The organism is Olleya sp. NP1-10 (assembly GCF_055804415.1).
In genome coordinates, this window is sequence record NZ_CM147840.1 from 885392 (window position 1) to 906286 (window position 20895).

The following is a 20895-nucleotide window of genomic DNA, read 5'->3' on the forward strand; positions in this document are numbered from 1 at the left end:
AATAGTGTTCCTTGAAGTTTTTTTAATTGGTTTTTGAGCATAAAAAAGATTGAAATATCATAAATTTTAGAATTAAAAAAGGCTTTTAAAAGTTAATTTGGCGTTCTTTTTTAATTATATATTTAATGTTTTAGTCAACATAAATAGATGGTATACTTTATTTATTAGTATTAAAATAAGTGAAAAAAGAGAGAAATATAGGTTGTTTTTATACGGTTTTAAAGAAATAGCAAAATGAATTTAGAAGTGTTTCAGTACAAAAAATGTAAAAAAAAAGCCTTTTTATCTTAATTGTAATTCTGTTTTTAGATGATATTTGCAACATAATAACTAGTGTTTTAAACTTATTAATTATAAAATAGATGCTGATTTTTGTTTTGAAATACACATTAACTCTATTGATTTAAGAATATAAATTAAGTAAATAAAGTCTTTTATTTGATAAACTAGAATCTAATTAAGTAGTAAATAGTCTTAAAAAAAGTAATATAAACAGGTTTAGAAAGATGCTTTTAGTAAAGTATTCTAATAGAAAATATTAAAAATGAGTAATAAAATTAATCAAAATATGTTCATTGAAGTTAAAGATTATTCTGTTTCTGGAGAAGTTTTTCAGTTGATTGAGAATAAATCTTATGGGTTTTTAGAAACAATTCCTAAGCCTTCTATTGATAAATTACCTGAATATTATCAAACAGAAGACTATATTTCTCATACTGATGCTAAGCGTAATTTGTTTGAAAAAGTATATCATAGTATCAGAGAAGTGTCTTTAAAGCGTAAACTAAATCTAATAAATTCGTTTAAAACCGATGAAAAAAACCTTTTAGATTTTGGTTGTGGTACTGGAGATTTTTTAAAAACTGCGTTAAATAATGGTTGGAATGTGTCAGGAATAGAGCCAAATTTAGAGGCTAGGAGTATAGCAAATAGTAAAACTAAACAGTCTGTTTTGGATTCTGAAGGCATTAAAATGCATAAAAAACATAGTCTTGATGTCATTACTTTATGGCATGTTTTAGAACATATTCCTAATTTAGAGATTCAAATTAGTATTTTAAAAGATCTACTTAAGCCAAATGGTGTATTAATTATTGCAGTTCCTAACTACAAAAGTTACGATGCAAACCATTATAAACAGTTTTGGGCAGCCTATGATGTACCAAGACATTTGTGGCATTTTAATAAAGAATCCATTTCTAAATTGTTTTTATCTATAAATATGACTGTTCAGAATATAAAACCAATGGTTTTTGATTCGTATTATGTTAGCCTTTTATCAGAAAAATATAAAAATGGACGTATGAATTTGTTTAGTGCTTTTTGGACTGGTTTTAGGTCAAATGCTAAAGCAAAGCGTTCCGGAGAGTATTCTTCACTCATTTATGTCCTAAAAAACAGTAAATAATTAATATAAGAACTGTTGTTACTTGATTTTGTATGTAAACGCATAATCACATTAGCTTTTTTAAAAGTCGCTTAAATAGCTTTATTTGAGGTCAATTTTGATAAGATTTTCCTATAATCGTAATATTTGACCATAAGATTTTCTTATTTGAGCTAAAATCTACCAATTATTTAAAATTGATTTGTTTTATTATTTACATTTGCTCGAATTAAAAAATAATCAAAATGAAAAAAATAATTGGATTAGTAATTGTGTCTTTAGTTTTTACATCGTGTCAAAAACAAAAAATAGCTTTTATTGATAATGGAGAAGTAATTAATAAGATTCAAGAAAAAGTAGATTTAGAAGCAAGTTATAAAACTACCCTTGATAAATTTAATACCAAAAGAGATAGCTTAGGTAAAGCTTTTCAAATGGAAGCTCAAAAGTTTCAAATAGAAGCTCAAAGTATGTCTGCTAAAAAGGCACAAGCTAAATATGACGAGTTAGGTCAAAAACAACAATTATTACAACAACAACTTCAATTTGAGCAACAGCAAATTTCTGAGCCATTCCAAAAAGATATGGATTCATTAATCAGTAAAGTAAAAAAGTATGTGAGTAATTATGGTAAAACTAATGGTTATGATTACATATTAGGTACTAGTGAAGCAGGTCCATCTGTATTATTTGGTAAAGAAGAATTTGATTTATCAAAAACTATTATTGAAGGTTTAGATACTGAGTATAAAAAGTAAGATATTTATTCTAAATACAATGGCGATTAACTTCTGTTAATCGCCTTTTTTTGTTTTATAATAATATTACTATCAGTTTTTTACTTTAAATAACTAAACTTATTGTGTTATTAATTATTTTCAATAAATATTATGATATGATTGCTTTGTTCTTTTGCTATAGCCTATAATTTTGTATATTATTACTATGTCTTGCCCTTAAGTAGCTGTGCTTTTTAAAACTATTAAACAGTTATATATCTATGGTGACTTTCTTATAATTGATAATAATATATTAAATAAAGATGTTTAATAAGTCTACATTGGCCATTTATTAACGAATGATGATACTAGTATCGTTAACGTTAATAATGATGATAATTCAACCTTTTCATCAAGTTTAACTTTCTTAAAATTACCAATTTGTAACACTAAAATAGTTTAAGCTGTACTGTAATATTCTGCGACTATATTATATATAAGGTAGTAGGAGAGAGGAGTATATTCAATATTATTTCCAAAGAAAGTGATAACGTTACAGATCTACAATTAATAGCTCAACACTTAAACTTCCTGATGATAACTATCAAAATATAACATGAAAAGTATTATTTGATGGAGCAAAAAACCATGCTTCTTCTGTTTGTTATGCTGATGTCACTAAACTATTAAAAAATGCATCTATAATTAATGATAAATTTACCGTAGCTAATGTTATTGTTACTCAAGGTTATATTTGAGGTGTTAGTACTGCTTGATGCTTTATATAGTTTATGAAACCGTTACAAAACAGCCTAAATACATTCTAAGTATGTTGAAATGTACTTGTAGTTTTAGGTAATTTTAAAACACCTAAACATGAGAACTATCAATTCAGCTACTTTAGAGAGAAATTCGCTTTTAGAAGGTGATCAGTGCGGAATTTCCAACCTTAAACTTGAAAAATTTTGGAAATTTAGTCCTGAAAAACACCTCAAAATTACTTTTTTCAGTAGTCAAATAACCTCTTTTAAATTAGTTAATCAGCTGCCTTTTCCAGCTAGTGATAATACTTTAGGGTTTGACATTACTTCATTTAATTTAGTAAATACTATAGATTCTATTATTAGTACTAAACAGGATAGGTTTTACAGCTTTCAAACAAAAATAAGTGAGTTTATTTGATGAAATTGAAAAAAATCTACAAAAAAATGTAGTTGGAATTGTATCCAAAAAAGAGCAAAAAATGAATAAAAATAATCAGAATTATGATCTAAATTCAGTAACAAACTGGTTAAAAAATCTGTATAAAATATTGATATAATTGTATAAAATAGTATTGAGTTATATTAAATACAAATATTATTAAATTATTGAAAATCAATTATTTAAGTAATCCTCTTATTAAAGAATATCTATATAATTATAGAAATTTACGACCAATAGTCAGCAGTGCCTTTATAAATGTATGTAAGCTAAAAATTAAGACAAATTATAATTGAAAATGAAATTTTTATTTAAGATAATATGTATTCTTAAACTTTTGAACTTGAAGAAAACCATTATTAAATCAAACTTTCAAATTACTTTTTTAAAAACTCCAGAAACAAGTGGTGTTTAAAAGGTATTACGTGATTAATAAATTTTTCAAGATTTAAATAGTGCTATTATTTCTTACCAAAATTTTTTGTCTGCAATACATCCCTTAATTACAAAAGTTCCTTTCAATAAAAATCGGTTTTTAAAGTAAAAAAGTAAATATGAAAGCTTATTAACTTACTTTAAAAGGTATAAAGCCATGATAGTCGGAATAAAATAGATAACTATTGTACGCGCTCCATCATAGTCTTTAGCAACACGTTGACCAAATAACAATAATAACAAGGTTATAGCGCTTAAAATAGCCGAATAAAAGCCATAAATAGTATTACCATCTATAAGTATGGTTACTATTCCGATAAGTGCTAAAATACCAGCTATAGTTTCAATTATTAATATTATTGACAGGTTAAAAGGAACCATATTAGCCATAAAAGTTTCAGAAAAATGACCTTTTAACCAACTTATGTTTCCTTTCCAGTCTAAAACCTTGTCTATTCCTGATTGTATGAAGGTTATAGCTAAAAATAAAAGTAAAAGTATTTCGGTAATGTTGTTTAATAAGTTATCCATATTATAAAGTTTTATTTATAAAAATTTATAGAATTTGGTATTACATTTACATGGATTGCTCCTGATTGTATTTGTTCTCCATCTGCTTGAAAATAAGGTGAATTATGATTAAATTCTACACTTAATTTATTGGTTTTATATGTCGTTACTTTATCTAAATCTAGCATTTTTCCATTATATAGTTTTGGTGCATTAAATAGTATTGTTCTTTTTGAAAAATTAACTCCAACCGAAATATCTAAAAGTCCATCCTGTGGATTAGCCTCTTTGGTTAATTGCATGCCAGATCCTGTATACTTACATATACCAAATTGTATTATAAAACAATCATTATACGTTGTAGTGGTTGATTTTGTGGTGATTGAGGTCTCAAAAAGTTTAAATCTAAATAAAGCTTTTAATGCTCCAATAGCATAGGTAAGTATACCTAAAGTACGTTTTGATTTTACAATATCCACAACCAATCCGTCATAACCAATACCAGCAACATTTATAAAATATTTGTTAGGTAAATTGTTATTATAATAGCTAATACAACCAATATCTTGAGTTGTTGTATTACCATCTATAATGGTTTGTAAAGCTGTATTAGTGTTTTTAGAAATTGAATACGTTTTAATCCAATCATTACCAGTGCCAATTGGAATTATACCAAAAGTAATATCTTTTGTATCGACTTTTTTGACTAAATACACCATCAATAAGATTACTTAAAGTACCATCTCCTCCAATAATAATAAATTGTCTAAAACCTTTACTTATAGCTTGTTTAGCGATTTGTGTTTCATGTTTAGGATAGTCTGTAAACTGATAATTAACAGTAAATTGCTCTTCTAGTTTCAACTTAATTTTTTGCCACACTTTTACACCTTGACTATTTCCAGAAACAGGGTTTATAATGACAAAAAAATGTGGTTTTGAGGTTTTGTTACTCCTTTTTTGCATGAAGTAATCGTGTCAATTTTATACTAAGATCCGTAAGAATAATTTTAGAATTTCCATTACGTTCAATATGGTAAATGGCATCATTTAATTCGTTAGAAATATCTATAATATTGTTGTTATGTACAAAAGGAGCAAACTTTGAAAGATCAAAATTTTCTGTTTTAGTTTCAAAATAGACTAATTCTGAAGCTCCATAATTTAGTAACATAGCTTGTCTAAAAAAGTCTAAGCAAAAGTTTAAAAATTGTTTTTGAGTTTCTCTTCCTGTTTTGGCAATATCTTCACTCCATCCAATCAAATCATGAATGGCTCCTTTATTTCCTTTTGCTTTAAATGCAGCACGTATCCAAAAAATAAACCATTTTTCAAACTGATCATCTTCACTATCATGATACACTAAATCACAAGCTTTGTTATAGTTTCCGTCCGCTTGGTGCGCAATTTTAGTTGCTGTAGTTTCGTCTAAATTAAACTGTTTAATAACACCAGCTTTAATATCATCTTCTGCTAAAGGTGGAAAATGTAATATTTGGCAACGAGATCTAATAGTGTTTATAATTTGCTCTTCATCTTCAGCAACTAATAAAAAAACAGTGTTATTTGGTGGTTCTTCAATTAGTTTTAATAGCTTATTTGCAGCTTGAGTATTCATTTTTTCAGCCATCCAAATCAGCATGACTTTATAACCACCTTCGTAAGACTTTAGACTTAAGGCTTTAACAATATCCAAAGCTTCGTCTACACCAATTTGACCTTGTTTATTGTCTACACCAAGTAAACGATACCAATCAAATAAATTACCATAAGGTTGTTCTTTTAACAACTGCCTCCATTCTTCTAAAAACTGAGAGGATACTGGGTGTCTTTTAACCTTATCTGTAGTCGTAACAGGAAAAGCAAAATGTAAATCAGGATGTGATAAATTATCAAACTTTACATTACAAGCTTGGTTACCATTGGTGTTTTCTCCAGACGTGTTTTTACACAAAATATATTGAGCATAGGCAATAGCCATTGGTAATGTACCAGAACCCTCAGGACCAATAAATAGTTGAGCATGAGGTATGCGACCATGATCTGCACTTGTAGTCAAGTGTTTTTTAATGTGATTTAAACCTAAAATATTACTAAAAAGCATAGGCAAATATAGTTTTCTTGATAATGAAAAACTATTTTTATTCAAGATTGATTTTATGTTACAAATTTATAGTATCGTACTATTTGTATATATTTGAAGAATATTAACGGTTTTAAATTTTAAAATGAAAAGGGTTTTAGGGTTACTATTTTGTGTAATAGGTTTAAGTCCTGTTAATGCACAGCAAACTGCTCCAAAAGATAGCTTATATAAAGACGGAGTTGCTTTTAAAGCCCAAAACGAATTTTATATTTTTGGTGATGTTGCTGTTATTGGTAATAATATTTTAAGTGATGACGATAAAGACGCATTTAATAATATGTTAGTCAATAATGATGACATCAAAATGCGTTATGTGGATATAGATAGAAATACCGAAACTTTTAACTCTAGTCAAGCCACATTAAAATTACCTAATAACTTTAAAAAAATTGCTTACGCAGGATTATATTGGACTGCAACGTATGCCTATGAAAAAGGGTCACGTAAAGCGCAAAAAGGAAATTATATTTATAACGGTAATGGTGAGCGATCTGCTATTATTAACCAAGTAAAATTTAAATTACCCAATCAAACTTACCAAGATATTAAAGGAGAAGTTATCTATGATGGTGCTTCTAATAAGACTCATGCTATTAACTCACCTTATGTGTGTTATGCCAATGTGACTAATGTATTAAAACAATCCGATCAAGTTTCTGGAGATTATATTGTAGCCAATATAAAAGCAACAGAAGGTTATTTGTCTGGTGGAAGTGCTGGTGGATGGATGTTATATGTTGTATATCAAGCACCAACAGATAATCCTAAATATATTTCTACTTATCATGGTTTTGCTTTAATTAATAAAGAAGAACCTTTAGATATTAATTTTAATAATTTTAAATCTGTCGAAAAAGGAGATGTAAAAACTAAAGTCATTTTATCTGCTTTAGAAGGTGATGCTGCTTTAGATGGAGACCAATTTGCTATCATTAAACAACAGGATGGAAGTTTTCAGTCATTAAGTAATGGTGCGCGTTACCAACAAAACTTTTTTAATAGTTCTATAACTAACAACAGTATTAAAAACAGAGACAGGTACCCAAACAGTGAAAACACCCTTGGGTTTGATATTGCTACTTTGGATATTCCTAATTACAATAACTCTATAATTAACAATAGTACTAGTCAAACAACCTTAAGGCTAAAAACGCAATCCGATAGATTTTACTTGTATTTTACAGCCTTTCAGACAGAAATTGCTCAAATTTATTTTGACGATATTGTTCAAGAAAATAATCCAAATGCAAGTAAAAATGCATCTGTATCACCAGAAATTGTTAGATCACAACCAGAATCTAACCCAAGTTATAATACCAAAAAGAAACGTAAACCATATAAGTACAATAAACGTGGACTAAACTCCAAAGCGTTTAAATACTTAAAAAATAAAACATCGACAATAATTTCAGGTATTGAAGGTGGTTATTATGTCGTAACTGGTGTGTTTTCTGAAGCTATATTAGCCGGAAAATGGACCTCAAATTTAATAAAAAAAGGCTTTAAAGCTAATGCTTTTATAAATCCAAAAAACAGCTGGAATTACGTGTATTTATTACGTAGCGATTCTGCTGAAGAAGCCTTCAATTTAGCCGAAGATTTAAAAACTAATTACAGATATAGAGACACTTGGGTATTAAAAGCAAACCTAGACTAAACATATAAACACATAAAAATGAAAACACTTAACGACTTCAATTTTAAAAATAAAAAAGCATTAATCCGTGTAGACTTTAATGTACCATTAGATGCTAATTTTAATGTCACAGATGCGACCAGAATTCAGGCAGCAAAACCAACAATAATCAAGATTCTTGAAGATGGAGGAAGTTGTATTTTAATGTCGCATTTAGGACGTCCAAAAGGTGTTCAAGATGAGTTTTCATTACAACATATTGTAGATAAAGTAGAAGATATTATTGGTGTCGAAACGACTTTTGTATCTAATTGTATTGGTGAAGAGGCTGAAGCAGCTGCAGCAAAATTAGAGCCAGGTAAAATATTGATTTTAGAAAACTTACGTTTTCATGAAGAGGAGTCAAAAGGTGATGTCGCTTTCGCGGAAAAATTAGCCAAACTTGGAGATATTTACGTAAATGATGCTTTTGGTACAGCGCATAGGGCTCATGCATCAACAACTATTATCGCTCAGTTTTTTCCAGAAAACAAATGTTTTGGAAGCCTTTTAGAGCAAGAAATTAAAAGTATTGATAAAGTAATGAAAACTGGTGAAAAACCAGTATTAGCTGTGCTTGGAGGAGCAAAAGTGTCTTCAAAAATCACAATTATCGAAAATATTTTAGACAAAGTAGATCACCTAATTATTGGAGGAGGTATGACTTTTACCTTTATAAAAGCGCAAGGTGGTAGTGTTGGAGATTCTATCTGTGAAGACGATAAAATGGACTTAGCATTAGATATTTTAAAACAAGCCAAAGCTAAAAACGTTCAAATACATTTACCAGTAGATGTACTTGCAGCAAATGCATTTAGTAATGATGCAGATACACAAGTTATAGACGTTACTAAAATACCAGATGGATGGCAAGGTTTAGATGCTGGACCAAAGTCAAAAGCGATGTTTCATGATGTGGTAATGCAGTGTAAAACTATTCTTTGGAATGGACCTTTGGGTGTTTTTGAAATGGAAACATTTGCAAACGGAACTATTGAGTTAGGTAACTCGATTGCTGAGGCTACTAAAAACGGAGCGTTTTCGTTAGTCGGTGGAGGTGACTCTGTTGCTGCTGTTAAACAATTTGATTTTGAGCATAAAGTAAGCTACGTAAGTACAGGTGGAGGAGCAATGTTAGAAAGCCTTGAAGGTAAAATTTTACCAGGTATTGCGGCTATTTTAGAATAATAGACCGCTTTAACACGTTATTTTTATATAAACAAGACATAAATGCAGCAGATAAAAACATATATAATTTTATTTTTACTCTGTATAGTGACTACTATTGGGTATTCTCAAGACACTATACAGCAACAACAAACAAGGCTTAAACAAGACCAATTAGAAGAAGGTCAGGATTATGTAATCGATACCATTATTGATGGTCAAACGTATTTTAAGAAAGCCATAAAAGCAGTTCAAACAGTAGATTTAACAAAAGGCCTACAAGATCACGAATTTGCTGCTAAGATTGATAAAGAATGGTTGGATGAGTTGTACAGCAATACATTATTTGATACAATATACAGAGACGTTTCTAATTTAAAATATAAAGCAGTTTATTATCCAGAGTTAACTACAGATACATTAAAAGCAAGATTACAGCGCTTAAATGCTAGAACCCCTTTTAATGTCGAGTATAATCCTGGTTTAGAAAATGTTATTAAATCATTTTTAAAAAATCGTCATCAATCTTTTGAGCGTTTAATGGGATTAAGTAACTACTACTTTCCAATGTTTGAGCGCGAGTTAGATAATTATGACATTCCTCTAGAAATGAAATATCTATCAATTGTAGAGTCTGCCTTAAAACCACGTGCTAGATCTAGAGTAGGAGCAACAGGTTTATGGCAATTTATGTTCGCTACAGGTAAAGAGTATGGACTAGATGTAAGTAGTTATGTAGACGAGCGTAGTGATCCTATTAAAGCAACTATAGCAGCTTCAAAATACTTATCTAAACTTTATAAATTATTTGGAGATTGGGACTTGGCTTTAGCAGCCTATAATTCTGGACCAGGTAATGTAAGTAAAGCGATTAGACGTTCTGGTGGATATAAAAATTATTGGAATATCAGACCAAATCTTCCACGTGAAACAGCAGGTTATGTTCCTGCTTTTTTAGCAACAATGTATATTTTTGAATATGCTAAAGAACATGGTTTTGTTCAACATAGACCAGAGTTTCATTTAATAGAAACAGATACAATCCATGTCAAGCAAATGATTACTCTAGATCAAGTATCAGAGTACACAGGTGTTAAAATTGAAACACTTCAGTTTTTAAATCCAGCCTACAAACTAGATATCATTCCTTTTATTAAAGGTAAAAATTATACCTTAAGATTACCTCGTAATATTATTGGAGCTTTTGTTAATAACGAAGACCAATTGTATGCGCATGCTAAAGCAGAACTTGATAAGAGGGAAAAACCGCTACCTAAATTTCAAGATGCAGATGCAAAAACAAGATACAGAGTTAAGCAAGGTGATTATTTAGGAAAAATTGCCAGAAAATTTGGTGTTAGAGTCAGTCAAATTAAACAATGGAATGGCTTACGTAACAATAACCTAAAAATTGGTCAACGTTTAACAATTTATCCAAGAAATGGTGTGCCAGTTAGTAGATCCAAAGCTACAGCATCTAATAATAAAAAGAAAAAATTACTAAAAGGAAAAACCTATACTGTCCAACAAGGAGACAGTTTATGGAGTATTTCTCAAAAATTTGCTGGAGTTTCTATTCAAAATATTAAAGATTGGAACGATATTAGTGGTACTAGATTAAAACCAGGAATGAAGCTAATTATCTCAAAAGGATAAATCGCTTTTTAAACAACATATTAAAATGAAAAAAATAGCTGTATTATTAGTATTAGTTGTAACATTTTTATCGTGCAATGAAGGATCAAAAAGTAATCAACGTATAGTCCCTAAATCATCAGGTAACCTATACAATGTTAATGTTGTTATTGATAATCAATTATGGGAAGGTCAAGTTGGTGATGTGGTCAGAGACATTTTAACAACTTTAGTTCCAGGATTACCACAACAAGAACCAATGTTTGATATTAATCAAATTCCGCCTCAAGTATTTACAGGGTTTGCAACTCAAAACAGAATTGTTTTAAAAGTAGAATTAGGAGAATCGTCTGATATTAAAATAGCCAATAATCCTTATGCAAAACCTCAAAAATTAATAGTGGTAAAAGGTAAAGACAATGCAGATATTATCAAGGTTTTAAAAACGAACAAAGAAAAGATATTAGAAACCTTTAAAAACCAAGAAATAAAGGCACGTCAAGCATTAACTTTAAAATCACCACACGTTAATAATAATATCGAAAAAGTCTTAGGATTAACGCTTAAATTCCCTTCTGCTTATAGAGTAGCAAGAGAAGATGGCTCTTTTTCTGGATTAGAAAAAACTTAACTACAGGTACCAATAACTTTATGGTATATCCAATTCCGTTAGAGGCTATCAATAAAGAAGGTGATATTATAGAACAGGTAATAAAGATTAGAGACAGTATTGGTAAAAAGTATATTCCAGGAATTGTTGAAGGCTCTTACATGAAAACTGAAGAAGCTTACACACCATTTTTATTTAAAACTATAATAAATAATAAACCAACGTTTGAAGTAAGAGGTACTTGGGATATTAAAGGCTCATATAACGCAGGACCATTTTTAAATTATGTAATAGAAGATAAAATCAATAACCGTTATATCGTTATTGAAGGCTTTACTTTTGCACCATCTGTTAACAAACGTGATTACGTATTAGAGTTAGAGTCTATTATTAAATCGTTAAAAATAAATAAGTAACTATTTATAACGTCAATTTAAAATATAAAAAAACCCAACGCATAGCATTGGGTTTTTTTATAATAATTAAGTAAGATTACTTTTTATCGTTAATTTCTTCTTCGTCTTTACTAGCGTCTTTAAATTCTTTAATTCCGCTACCTAGACCACGCATTAATTCAGGGATTTTCTTTCCTCCAAATAAAAGTAATATCGCTACCACTATAATTATCATTGATGTTGGTCCTGGCATACCTAAAAATATACTTGCTGAAATCATAACTTTAAATTTAGACCACAAAGTTAATAATTAAACTTTAATAATAACGTTAAAACATTAACTTTAGCTTTAGCTAAAGCTGTTAGACTAAATTTTATTTACTTTTGTTTTTAATATGGCAAAACCCGAAAAAAAATCTAAAAAAATTAAGAAGAAATTACTTCACAGATATCGCTTAGTAATATTAAACGAAGATACTTTTGAAGAACGTTTATCTCTTAATTTAAACCGTTTAAATGTATTTATAATAGGTACATTATCGGCAATTATATTAATTGTATTTACTACTATTTTAATAGCATTTACACCTTTAAAAGAATACATTCCAGGATATTCTTCTACATCTCTTAAAAAGAAAGCAGTACTGTTAAGCTCTAAAACAGACTCTTTGCAACGTGTTATTGATTTAAACGAAAAATACTTTGCTTCAATTAAACAAGTCTTAAAAGGAGAAGTAAGTACCGTAAAATTTGACAGAGACTCAATAATCGAAGCAGCAAAACTTGAAGCAAGTCAAGTAGATTTAAATCCAATTAAAGAAGATTCGTTATTAAGACAAAAAGTAGACAAAGAGGATAAATATAGTTTATTCGAAACCGCTACATCCAGAGCTAATTTTGTATTGTTTCCACCAGCAAGTGGTACCATAAGCGAAAACTATAATAGTAAAACCAAACATTTTGCTGTAGACATTGTATTAGCCGAAGACACACCAATTAAAGCTACTGCCGACGGAACAGTAATTTTTGCAGAATGGACAGCACAAACAGGATTTGTAATTATACTAGAACATAGTAACGGGTTGATATCTGTTTACAAGCATAATGCCTCCTTGACTAAAGAACAAGGCGATTTAGTTAAAGCAGGAGAAGTCATTGCAACATCTGGTAATACAGGAGAATTAACTACAGGGCCTCATTTGCATTTTGAATTATGGAGTGATGGTTATTCAGTAAACCCAACTAATTTTATAGATTTTAAATAATGCTATCAATAAAAGCAGCTTTAGCAAAACCCTTTGCAAAACGAATATATAAAAAAGTTCAAAAATGGGCTGATAACCCTATTGAAACTCAAGATAAAGTCTTTAAAAAATTAATAAGCGAAGCAACTCAGACCGCTTTTGGTAAAGATCACGATTTTGTAAGTATCAATACCTACCAAGACTTTGTTAACCGTGTTCCAATAAGAGATTATGAAGCTTTAAAACCTTATGTAGATCGTGTAGTTGCAGGAGAAGAAGATGTCCTTTGGAAAGGGAAACCTATTTATTTTGCTAAAACGTCAGGAACAACATCTGGAGCAAAATACATACCATTAACCAAACAAAGTATGCCTAACCATGTTAATGCAGCTAGAAATGCAATACTGTTATATATACATGAAACTGGTAACGCTAAGTTTGTAGATGGTAAAATGATTTTTTTACAAGGAAGCCCAATTCTTACAGAGCAAAACGGAATTCAGTTAGGGCGTTTGTCAGGTATTGTTGCGCACTATGTTCCAAAATATTTACAAAAAAATAGAATGCCTTCTTGGGAAACTAATTGTATTGACGATTGGGAAACTAAAGTAGATGCAATTGTAGAAGAGACAGTCAATTTAGATATGTCTATTATCTCAGGAATTCCATCTTGGGTACAAATGTATTTTGAAAAACTACAGCTTAAAACAGGTAAAAAGGTTGGAGATATATTTAAAAATTTCAATCTTTTTATTTTCGGAGGTGTTAATTACGAACCTTACAGAGCTAAATTTGAAAATCTAATAGGTCGTAAAGTTGATAGTATAGAATTATATCCAGCAAGCGAAGGTTTTTTTGCATATCAAGATAAACAAAACCAAAAAGGAATGTTACTTCAATTGGATTCTGGTATGTTTTATGAGTTTGTAAAAGCAGATCAGTTTTTTGATGACAATCCAAAACGTATCACCATTAAAGATGTTGAGGTTGGTGTAAATTATGTCATGTTAATTTCAACAAATGCAGGACTTTGGGCTTATAATATTGGTGACACAGTTATGTTTACAGACACAAAACCATACAGAGTTATTGTATCAGGACGTATAAAACATTTTATTTCTGCTTTTGGCGAACACGTTATTGGTAAAGAAGTAGAACAAGCTATAAAAGAAGCAACAGCAAACACAAATATTAGAATTAACGAGTTTACAGTAGCGCCTCAAATTAACCCAAAATCAGGTTTACCGTATCATGAATGGTTTATTGAATTTGAAAATCAACCTGAGGATCTTTCCGCTTTAGCGAAAAAAATAGACCAGTCTTTACAACAACAAAACAGTTATTATTTTGATTTAATATCAGGCAAAGTTCTGCAACCTTTAAAGATTAGTAAAGTCGAAAAAAATGGATTTCAAAACTATATGAAGTCAATAGGAAAATTAGGAGGACAAAATAAAATACCACGTCTTGCCAATGATCGTAAAATTGCAGATGCTTTAAAAGGGCATTTATTATCTAAATAATAGTATCTTTGAACGTTAAATATTACATATGAGTAGCATGATAAAGAAACATGAAAGAACGAGAGCTCAAGAAAGCTCAAATGCAATAGAACGCATGTATATAACTATGCGTCACTTGTTTAATAGAGGCTTTTATAAGCCAATGGGTGTGTCTGGAGAGACCTTAAGAGAAGCATTATTAGTGCTTAGACCAGAAATTTATGGATCTATTGCAGACGAAAAAGCAGAACTTGAAGGATTACTTTACGTCGTAGACAGATTACCTCATGGTATTGAAGAATGCCGATTTATAAATTTAACCAGTGATGAAGGTTATAAAGATTCTCATTTTGAATCAATAATTCCACCTAAACGTAGAAGAAATTGTTATAGAATAGATGATGAGCAAATGAATATTGAGATTACAAGAGGACGATCTGAAATTTACGATATTTTAACTCACTTAACCTTTTTATTTGTCGAGTCTCATAAAATAAGTAAACGCGTTATTATAGACGAAAACGGTTCTACTACTCGTGATTGGCAAAAGCTAGAAGCTGCAGTTTTAAATAAGAAAAAACTAACTCAAAAAGAACGCGAAATAGCAATCACACATACTGCTAATATTTTAGGGCGTACGTTTAAAGAGTTATCCAACGTATACAATGTATTTGCATTACCAAATAAACCAGAACGATTATTACAAATTGTATATTGGTTAGGTAAACTAGCTATTGAGGAAGTCGTTAGCAATAATAAACGTACTGTAACGTTTAGCCCTGTTTTAAGAGAACGTTTAGGACACCATATTCATGGAGAAATTTGGGCAAATACAATAAAAGAAACACTTAAAAAAGAAGGCCTTTTAGAAAGACCTATCCATATTATTAGTGCAAATTTACATAGTGTAATGAATACACTTTATGCACCAATAGCTTTAAAAGCAGAAACCTCAAAATCAGAGATTTTTAAGGTTTATGAAGCATTAAGTCAAAGTGATAATAAAGCTTTACGAAATAAAGTCATCCAAAAAGCTGAAAAGCAAGGGATGATTTACATTAAAGATACATCAGGAACAAATATTGATGTTCAGATTTTTGATACTTCAAAAATAGATTTATCCAAAACAGATTTAAATCTACCTAAGCAAGATAATAAATCAGAAGCACCTGTACTTTTTGTAATGGATTATGCTTTTGGTGAACAAGCTTATGAGACTATTGACGAGTTTTTAAAACCCTTTACTGATGAAAATGATAAAACGCATTTAAATATCGAGTCTATTTCTATAATGGGAAAAGCAGGTATTTTAGAAGGTGGAAAAGGAGATATTATGATTCCTTCAGCCCATATTTTTGAAGGTACAGCAGATAATTATCCCTTCAAAAACGAACTTTGTAAATCAGATTTAGAAGGACAAGGGGTTGAGGTTTTTGAAGGATCAATGATAACAGTGCTAGGAACATCTTTACAAAATAAGGATATTTTAAAATTCTTCTATAACTCAACATGGAATGTAATTGGGTTAGAAATGGAAGGAGCACATTACCAAAAAGCCATACAGGCAGCATCAAAAGTTCGAGCTAGTATAAGCCCTGACGTTAAAGTCAGATATGCTTACTATGCTAGTGATAATCCTTTAGAAACAGGAGGTACTTTAGCATCTGGAGGATTGGGAACCTCTGGCGTCAAACCAACTTATCTAATTACAAGAAAAATTTTACAACAAATATTTAATTAATAATTACAAGCAAAATGAGTCAAGAATTACCTAACAAGAATGATAATAATAAGTCTGAAGAAGTAGATTTATTAGTCTTTTTTAACTTAATAGGGAGTGCTTTTGGTAAAGTGTATTCTTTTTTTGAGAAGATAGTAATGACTATTTATAAATTGATTATATCAATTTTATTACACTTTTTTAAATTTGCTAAATGGTATGCCATTGCTATATTGCTGAGCTTTATTTTAGGCTACGTTTTGGATAATTACAAACAGAAGTATTATGGAGCAAACATGTTTATTGAAACTAATTTTAATTCAACTAGACAAGTTTATGAGAATATGCGTAACCTTAGTCAGTTAGCAGCTATAGATCGTGATTATAAGGAGATAGCTAAACAACTTAAGATAACAGAAGAACAAGCTAGTCATATCAAAAACTTTTATATAGTACCAGATATTGATAAAAATACACAAATGGAAATGTATGTTGAATATAGATCAACGTTAGACTCAGTATCTGAATTAAAGTCATCTTTTAAAGAATATCTTAATGGGTTAAATAATTATAGTTTTACTTCTCATAAATTAGCTGTTTTATCTACTGACAAAGAGATATATAAAAGTTTAAAAAATAATTTTATCACTTTTTTAAGGAAAAACCCCTATTTAGATTCATTAAAGCAAATTAATTACTCTAATATTAAAGCTCAAATAGCGGATTTAAATAGTCAAATAAATAAATTAGATTCGTTAAAGAATAGTTATTTATCAATTAGAATCAAAGAGTCTAATAAATCTGCAAGTTCAAATGGAAGTAATGGAACTAATTTTTTTATGGGTAATTCTCAACCAAACGAATTATTAGTTGATGAATCTGAGATTACCTCACTTTTGTTTACTTTAAAACAAGAAAAGACAGTATTAGAAAACGAACTTAGATTAAATAAAAATATTATAGACGTTGTATCTGATTTTCCTCCCTCAGGTTATGATATGTCAAAGTGGACAGATTATAATAAAATTACATTTCCTATAATCAGTTTTATGATAGTATTTATAATATTTATGCTAATAGGATTGAACAGTTTTCTTAAAAAACAAAGCTTTAACATATCGAAAAATGAAAAATAAGACAATACTTGTAACAGGCGGAGCGGGTTTTATAGGTTCAAATTTTGTTCCTTACTTCTTAGATGAAAACCCAAATATAAAAATAGTCAATTTAGATAAATTGACTTATGCTGGTGATTTAGTAAATTTAAAAGAAACAAAAGACAAGTCAAATTATACTTTTATTAAAGGTGATATTTGTAATAGAGATTTAATTGAAGAATTATTTAATAAATATCAATTTATTGGTGTTATACACTTTGCGGCTGAATCTCACGTCGATAATTCCATAAAAAATCCGGGAGCATTTATAGAAACCAATATAACTGGAACATTCAATTTATTAGAAGTTGCAAAGCAAAATTGGATGGATGGTCCTAATCAAGTAAAAAAAGGATTCGAAAACGCAAGATTTCACCACATTTCTACGGATGAGGTTTATGGAACTTTAGGTGAAACAGGTTTATTTACAGAACAGACACCTTATGCACCAAATAGTCCATATAGTGCTTCAAAAGCATCTTCAGATTTTATTGTGCGTAGCTACTTCCATACTTATGGAATGAACGTTGTAACAACAAATTGTTCTAATAACTATGGACCAAAACAGCATGATGAAAAGTTAATACCAACTATTATTAGGAAGGCTATTAGTGGAGAAAATATTCCAATTTATGGTGACGGTAAAAACATTAGAGATTGGTTATATGTTTTAGATCATTGTAAAGGGATTGATTTAGTGTTTAAAACAGGAAACTCAGGAGAAACCTATAATATTGGGGGAAGAAACGAACGAGATAATTTATATATCGTTAATACAATTTGTGAAATCTTAGATGAAATTAAACCAGCGACTAAATCTTACAAAAATCAAATTACTTTTGTTACAGACAGGCCTGGACATGATTTTAGATACGCCATAGATGCTTCTAAATTAGAGAATGAATTAGGTTGGGGAGCTGACGAAAATTTTGAAACAGGAATTAAAAAAACAATAAGTTGGTACTTAAATAAATATAACTTATAAATTATGAAGGGAATTATACTTGCAGGAGGTTCAGGAACACGTTTACATCCATTAACTTTAGCGGTAAGCAAACAGTTAATGCCTATTTACGACAAACCAATGATTTATTATCCCTTGTCTACATTAATGTGGTCTGGAATAAAAGATATTCTTATTATTTCCACACCTCACGATTTACCTTTATTTGAATCTTTACTTGGAGATGGAAAAAAGTTTGGTTGTAATTTTGAATATGCAGTACAAGAGGCACCAAATGGTTTAGCCGAAGCATTTATTATCGGAGCCGATTTTATTGCTAATGATAAAGTGGCGCTTATACTTGGTGATAATATTTTTTATGGAACAGGTTTAGAAAAACTGTTACAAAAAAACAATAATCCAGAAGGCGGTATCATTTATGCTTACCATGTTCATGATCCAGAACGCTATGGTGTTGCAGAATTTGATTATAATGGAAACGTTATTTCAATAGAAGAAAAACCAGAAAAACCAAAATCTAATTATGCTGTGCCTGGTATTTATTTTTACGATAATGAAGTGGTAAATATTGCTAAAAATATTAAACCAAGCCATAGAGGAGAATTAGAAATTACAGATGTCAATAGAGAGTATTTAAAACAAGGAAAATTAAAAGTAAGTGTTCTGGATAAAGGTACTGCTTGGTTAGATACAGGTACGTTTAATTCTTTAATGCAAGCCTCTCAATTTGTTCAAGTAATTGAGGAAAGGCAAGGTTTAAAAATTGGTGCTATTGAAGAAGTAGCCTACAGAATGGGTTATATAGATAAAGCACAACTTAAAAAACTTATAGAACCATTAGTTAAAAGTGGTTACGGTAAGCATCTTTTAAGTATTATAGAACACTAATAAAAAAGGTAGAATGAAAGTTTTAGAAACAAAATTAAAAGACTGTTATATAATAGAGCCTAACATTTTTGAAGATAAAAGAGGTTACTTTTTCGAAAGCTTTAATTATAAGCAATTTCAAGAGCTTACAAACTTTAAAAATACATTTATACAAGATAACGAATCTTATTCTACAAAAGGTGTGTTAAGAGGTTTGCACTATCAGACTGGAAAACATGCACAATCTAAGTTAGTACGAGTTATAAAAGGTGAAGTTTTAGATGTTGCTGTAGATTTAAGAAAAAATTCCGAAACTTTTGGAGAACATGTTGCTGTAGAACTTTCTGAAGATAATAAAAAACAACTTTTGGTACCTAGAGGTTTTGCACATGGCTTTGTGGTACTTAGTGAAACTGCTATTTTTTCTTATAAGTGCGATAATTATTATAATAAAGCTTCAGAAGCTGGTATAATCTATAATGATAAAGACTTAAATATAGACTGGCAATTATCTAATGAGGAGTTAATAGTTTCAGATAAAGATATTGTACTTCCAGCATTTAAAGATGCTATTATTGCCTAAAATAGGCATTTTATAAGCTTTTAAATTTTATAGCTAAAGATTAAGAGGTTCACTTAAAATATAAAATCACAAATGAAAACTAAAGTTTTAGTCACTGGTGCAAATGGTCAGCTTGGGCAATGTTTACAATTGTTAGCTTCAACATCTAATATTCAATTTATTTTTTTAAGTAGTAGCGATTTAGATATTACTTCAGAAAAAAGTATAAATAGCATTTTTACTTCAGAGTTTGATTTTTGCATCAACTGTGCTGCTTACACAGCGGTAGATAAAGCTGAAGACGATATAGGACGTGCTAATTTAATAAATAACATTGCTGTAAAACATATAGCAGAAGCTTGTAAAGCGCATAATATTAGGCTAATTCATATTTCTACAGATTTTGTTTTTAGTGGAGATAAAACCGAAATGTATACTGAAAAAGATACTACAAATCCAATTTCGGTATATGGGCAAACAAAGCGAGATGGAGAAAAAGCCATAGAAAACACCTTGACTAAATATTTTATTATTAGAACCTCTTGGTTGTATTCTCAGTTTGCAAATAATTTTGTTAAAAGCATGCTTAACTTATCTAAAACTAGAGATGCACTTGGTGTTGTAAGCGACCAAATTGGCACACCGACTTACGCAATAGATTTAGCAAAAGTAATTTTAGAGCTTATTAAACAAGATAAACATTACGGTATTTATCATTATAGCAATAAAGGTGTTGCCAGTTGGTACGATTTTGCAAAAGCTGTTTTTAATAATACAAATACTAAAATCACTTTAAATGCTATTCCTACATCAGCATACCCAACAGCAGCAAAAAGACCAAAATACAGTGTCTTAGATAAAACTAAAATAGAAGATAACTTTAAAATAGAAATTCCTAAATGGGAAGATAGTTTAGACATTTGTTTAAAGGCTTTATTTTAGCATAATCTCTATTATAGTAGGTTATTATAAAATTGTTTAATACATTTTTTACTTT

Annotated in this window: 19 protein-coding genes and 1 pseudogene; 15 read left to right on the plus strand and 5 right to left on the minus strand. The window is 29.6% G+C overall.

Annotated elements, in window-relative coordinates:
- Positions 1–544: 544 nt before the first annotated feature.
- The 3 genes from AC0L4B_RS04025 (at position 545) to AC0L4B_RS04035 (ending at position 3288) form a co-directional block, all read left to right on the plus strand.
- Positions 545–1408, plus strand: coding sequence for a class I SAM-dependent methyltransferase (locus AC0L4B_RS04025; RefSeq protein WP_473438655.1), 864 nt, complete (start codon positions 545–547; stop codon positions 1406–1408).
- 224 nt (positions 1409–1632) lie between these two features.
- Positions 1633–2145: an OmpH/Skp family outer membrane protein gene (locus tag AC0L4B_RS04030; RefSeq protein WP_473438656.1), complete on the plus strand. Its 513-nt coding sequence runs from the start codon at positions 1633–1635 to the stop codon at positions 2143–2145.
- An 837-nt stretch (positions 2146–2982) separates the two neighbouring features.
- Complete coding sequence (locus AC0L4B_RS04035) at positions 2983–3288, plus strand: hypothetical protein (RefSeq protein ID WP_473438657.1); 306 nt, start codon at positions 2983–2985, stop codon at positions 3286–3288.
- 591 nt (positions 3289–3879) lie between these two features.
- On the opposite strand, the gene AC0L4B_RS04040 is transcribed toward AC0L4B_RS04035, so the two are convergent.
- The 4 genes from AC0L4B_RS04040 to AC0L4B_RS04055 are packed head-to-tail and all read right to left on the minus strand — an operon-like array spanning position 3880 to position 6358.
- Complete coding sequence (locus AC0L4B_RS04040; protein ID WP_473438658.1) at positions 3880–4275, minus strand: DoxX family protein; 396 nt, start codon at positions 4273–4275, stop codon at positions 3880–3882.
- An 11-nt stretch (positions 4276–4286) separates the two neighbouring features.
- Positions 4287–4973 (minus strand): diacylglycerol/lipid kinase family protein, encoded by a 687-nt coding sequence (locus AC0L4B_RS04045; protein ID WP_473438659.1) that lies wholly within the window; start codon positions 4971–4973, stop codon positions 4287–4289.
- On the minus strand, positions 4903–5220 hold the full coding sequence (locus AC0L4B_RS04050) for an acylglycerol kinase family protein (protein WP_473438660.1): 318 nt from the start codon (positions 5218–5220) through the stop codon (positions 4903–4905). The genes AC0L4B_RS04045 and AC0L4B_RS04050 overlap by 71 nt, the downstream gene beginning before the upstream one ends.
- Complete coding sequence (locus AC0L4B_RS04055) at positions 5204–6358, minus strand: DNA polymerase III subunit (protein ID WP_473438661.1); 1155 nt, start codon at positions 6356–6358, stop codon at positions 5204–5206. Before AC0L4B_RS04055 ends, AC0L4B_RS04050 begins: the two co-directional genes overlap by 17 nt.
- 124 nt (positions 6359–6482) lie before the next feature.
- Here AC0L4B_RS04055 and AC0L4B_RS04060 point away from each other — a divergent pair, with 124 nt between their 5' ends.
- The 4 genes and pseudogenes from AC0L4B_RS04060 (at position 6483) to AC0L4B_RS04075 (ending at position 11903) form a co-directional block, all read left to right on the plus strand.
- On the plus strand, positions 6483–8057 hold the full coding sequence (locus tag AC0L4B_RS04060; protein ID WP_473438662.1) for an SPOR domain-containing protein: 1575 nt from the start codon (positions 6483–6485) through the stop codon (positions 8055–8057).
- Between the two features lie 18 nt (positions 8058–8075).
- Positions 8076–9263, plus strand: coding sequence for a phosphoglycerate kinase (locus AC0L4B_RS04065; RefSeq protein ID WP_473438663.1), 1188 nt, complete (start codon positions 8076–8078; stop codon positions 9261–9263).
- A 42-nt stretch (positions 9264–9305) separates the two neighbouring features.
- Complete coding sequence (locus AC0L4B_RS04070; protein WP_473438664.1) at positions 9306–10898, plus strand: lytic transglycosylase domain-containing protein; 1593 nt, start codon at positions 9306–9308, stop codon at positions 10896–10898.
- 25 nt (positions 10899–10923) lie between these two features.
- Positions 10924–11903, plus strand: a pseudogene (locus AC0L4B_RS04075) (DUF4837 family protein).
- Positions 11904–11979: 76 nt separating this feature from the next.
- On the opposite strand, the gene AC0L4B_RS04080 reads toward AC0L4B_RS04075, so the two are convergent.
- Positions 11980–12162: a twin-arginine translocase TatA/TatE family subunit gene (locus tag AC0L4B_RS04080; protein ID WP_473438665.1), complete on the minus strand. Its 183-nt coding sequence runs from the start codon at positions 12160–12162 to the stop codon at positions 11980–11982.
- Positions 12163–12277: 115 nt separating this feature from the next.
- On the opposite strand from AC0L4B_RS04080, the gene AC0L4B_RS04085 reads away from it, so the two are divergent.
- From AC0L4B_RS04085 to rfbD, 8 genes are all read left to right on the plus strand, one after another.
- Positions 12278–13147 (plus strand): M23 family metallopeptidase, encoded by an 870-nt coding sequence (locus tag AC0L4B_RS04085; RefSeq protein WP_473438666.1) that lies wholly within the window; start codon positions 12278–12280, stop codon positions 13145–13147.
- Complete coding sequence (locus AC0L4B_RS04090) at positions 13147–14649, plus strand: GH3 auxin-responsive promoter family protein (protein ID WP_473438667.1); 1503 nt, start codon at positions 13147–13149, stop codon at positions 14647–14649. The genes AC0L4B_RS04085 and AC0L4B_RS04090 overlap by 1 nt, the downstream gene beginning before the upstream one ends.
- A gap of 28 nt (positions 14650–14677) precedes the next feature.
- On the plus strand, positions 14678–16369 hold the full coding sequence (locus tag AC0L4B_RS04095; protein ID WP_473438668.1) for a DUF6909 family protein: 1692 nt from the start codon (positions 14678–14680) through the stop codon (positions 16367–16369).
- 14 nt (positions 16370–16383) lie between these two features.
- On the plus strand, positions 16384–17484 hold the full coding sequence (locus AC0L4B_RS04100; RefSeq protein ID WP_473438669.1) for a hypothetical protein: 1101 nt from the start codon (positions 16384–16386) through the stop codon (positions 17482–17484).
- Complete coding sequence (rfbB, locus tag AC0L4B_RS04105) at positions 17474–18490, plus strand: dTDP-glucose 4,6-dehydratase (RefSeq protein ID WP_473438670.1); 1017 nt, start codon at positions 17474–17476, stop codon at positions 18488–18490. The genes AC0L4B_RS04100 and rfbB overlap by 11 nt, the downstream gene beginning before the upstream one ends.
- 3 nt (positions 18491–18493) lie before the next feature.
- Positions 18494–19357, plus strand: a complete 864-nt coding sequence (gene rfbA, locus AC0L4B_RS04110) for a glucose-1-phosphate thymidylyltransferase RfbA (protein WP_473438671.1) — start codon at positions 18494–18496, stop codon at positions 19355–19357.
- A gap of 13 nt (positions 19358–19370) precedes the next feature.
- Positions 19371–19919 (plus strand): dTDP-4-dehydrorhamnose 3,5-epimerase, encoded by a 549-nt coding sequence (gene rfbC, locus AC0L4B_RS04115; protein ID WP_473438672.1) that lies wholly within the window; start codon positions 19371–19373, stop codon positions 19917–19919.
- A gap of 72 nt (positions 19920–19991) precedes the next feature.
- Positions 19992–20840: a dTDP-4-dehydrorhamnose reductase gene (gene rfbD / locus AC0L4B_RS04120; RefSeq protein WP_473438673.1), complete on the plus strand. Its 849-nt coding sequence runs from the start codon at positions 19992–19994 to the stop codon at positions 20838–20840.
- Positions 20841–20895 lie beyond the last annotated feature (55 nt).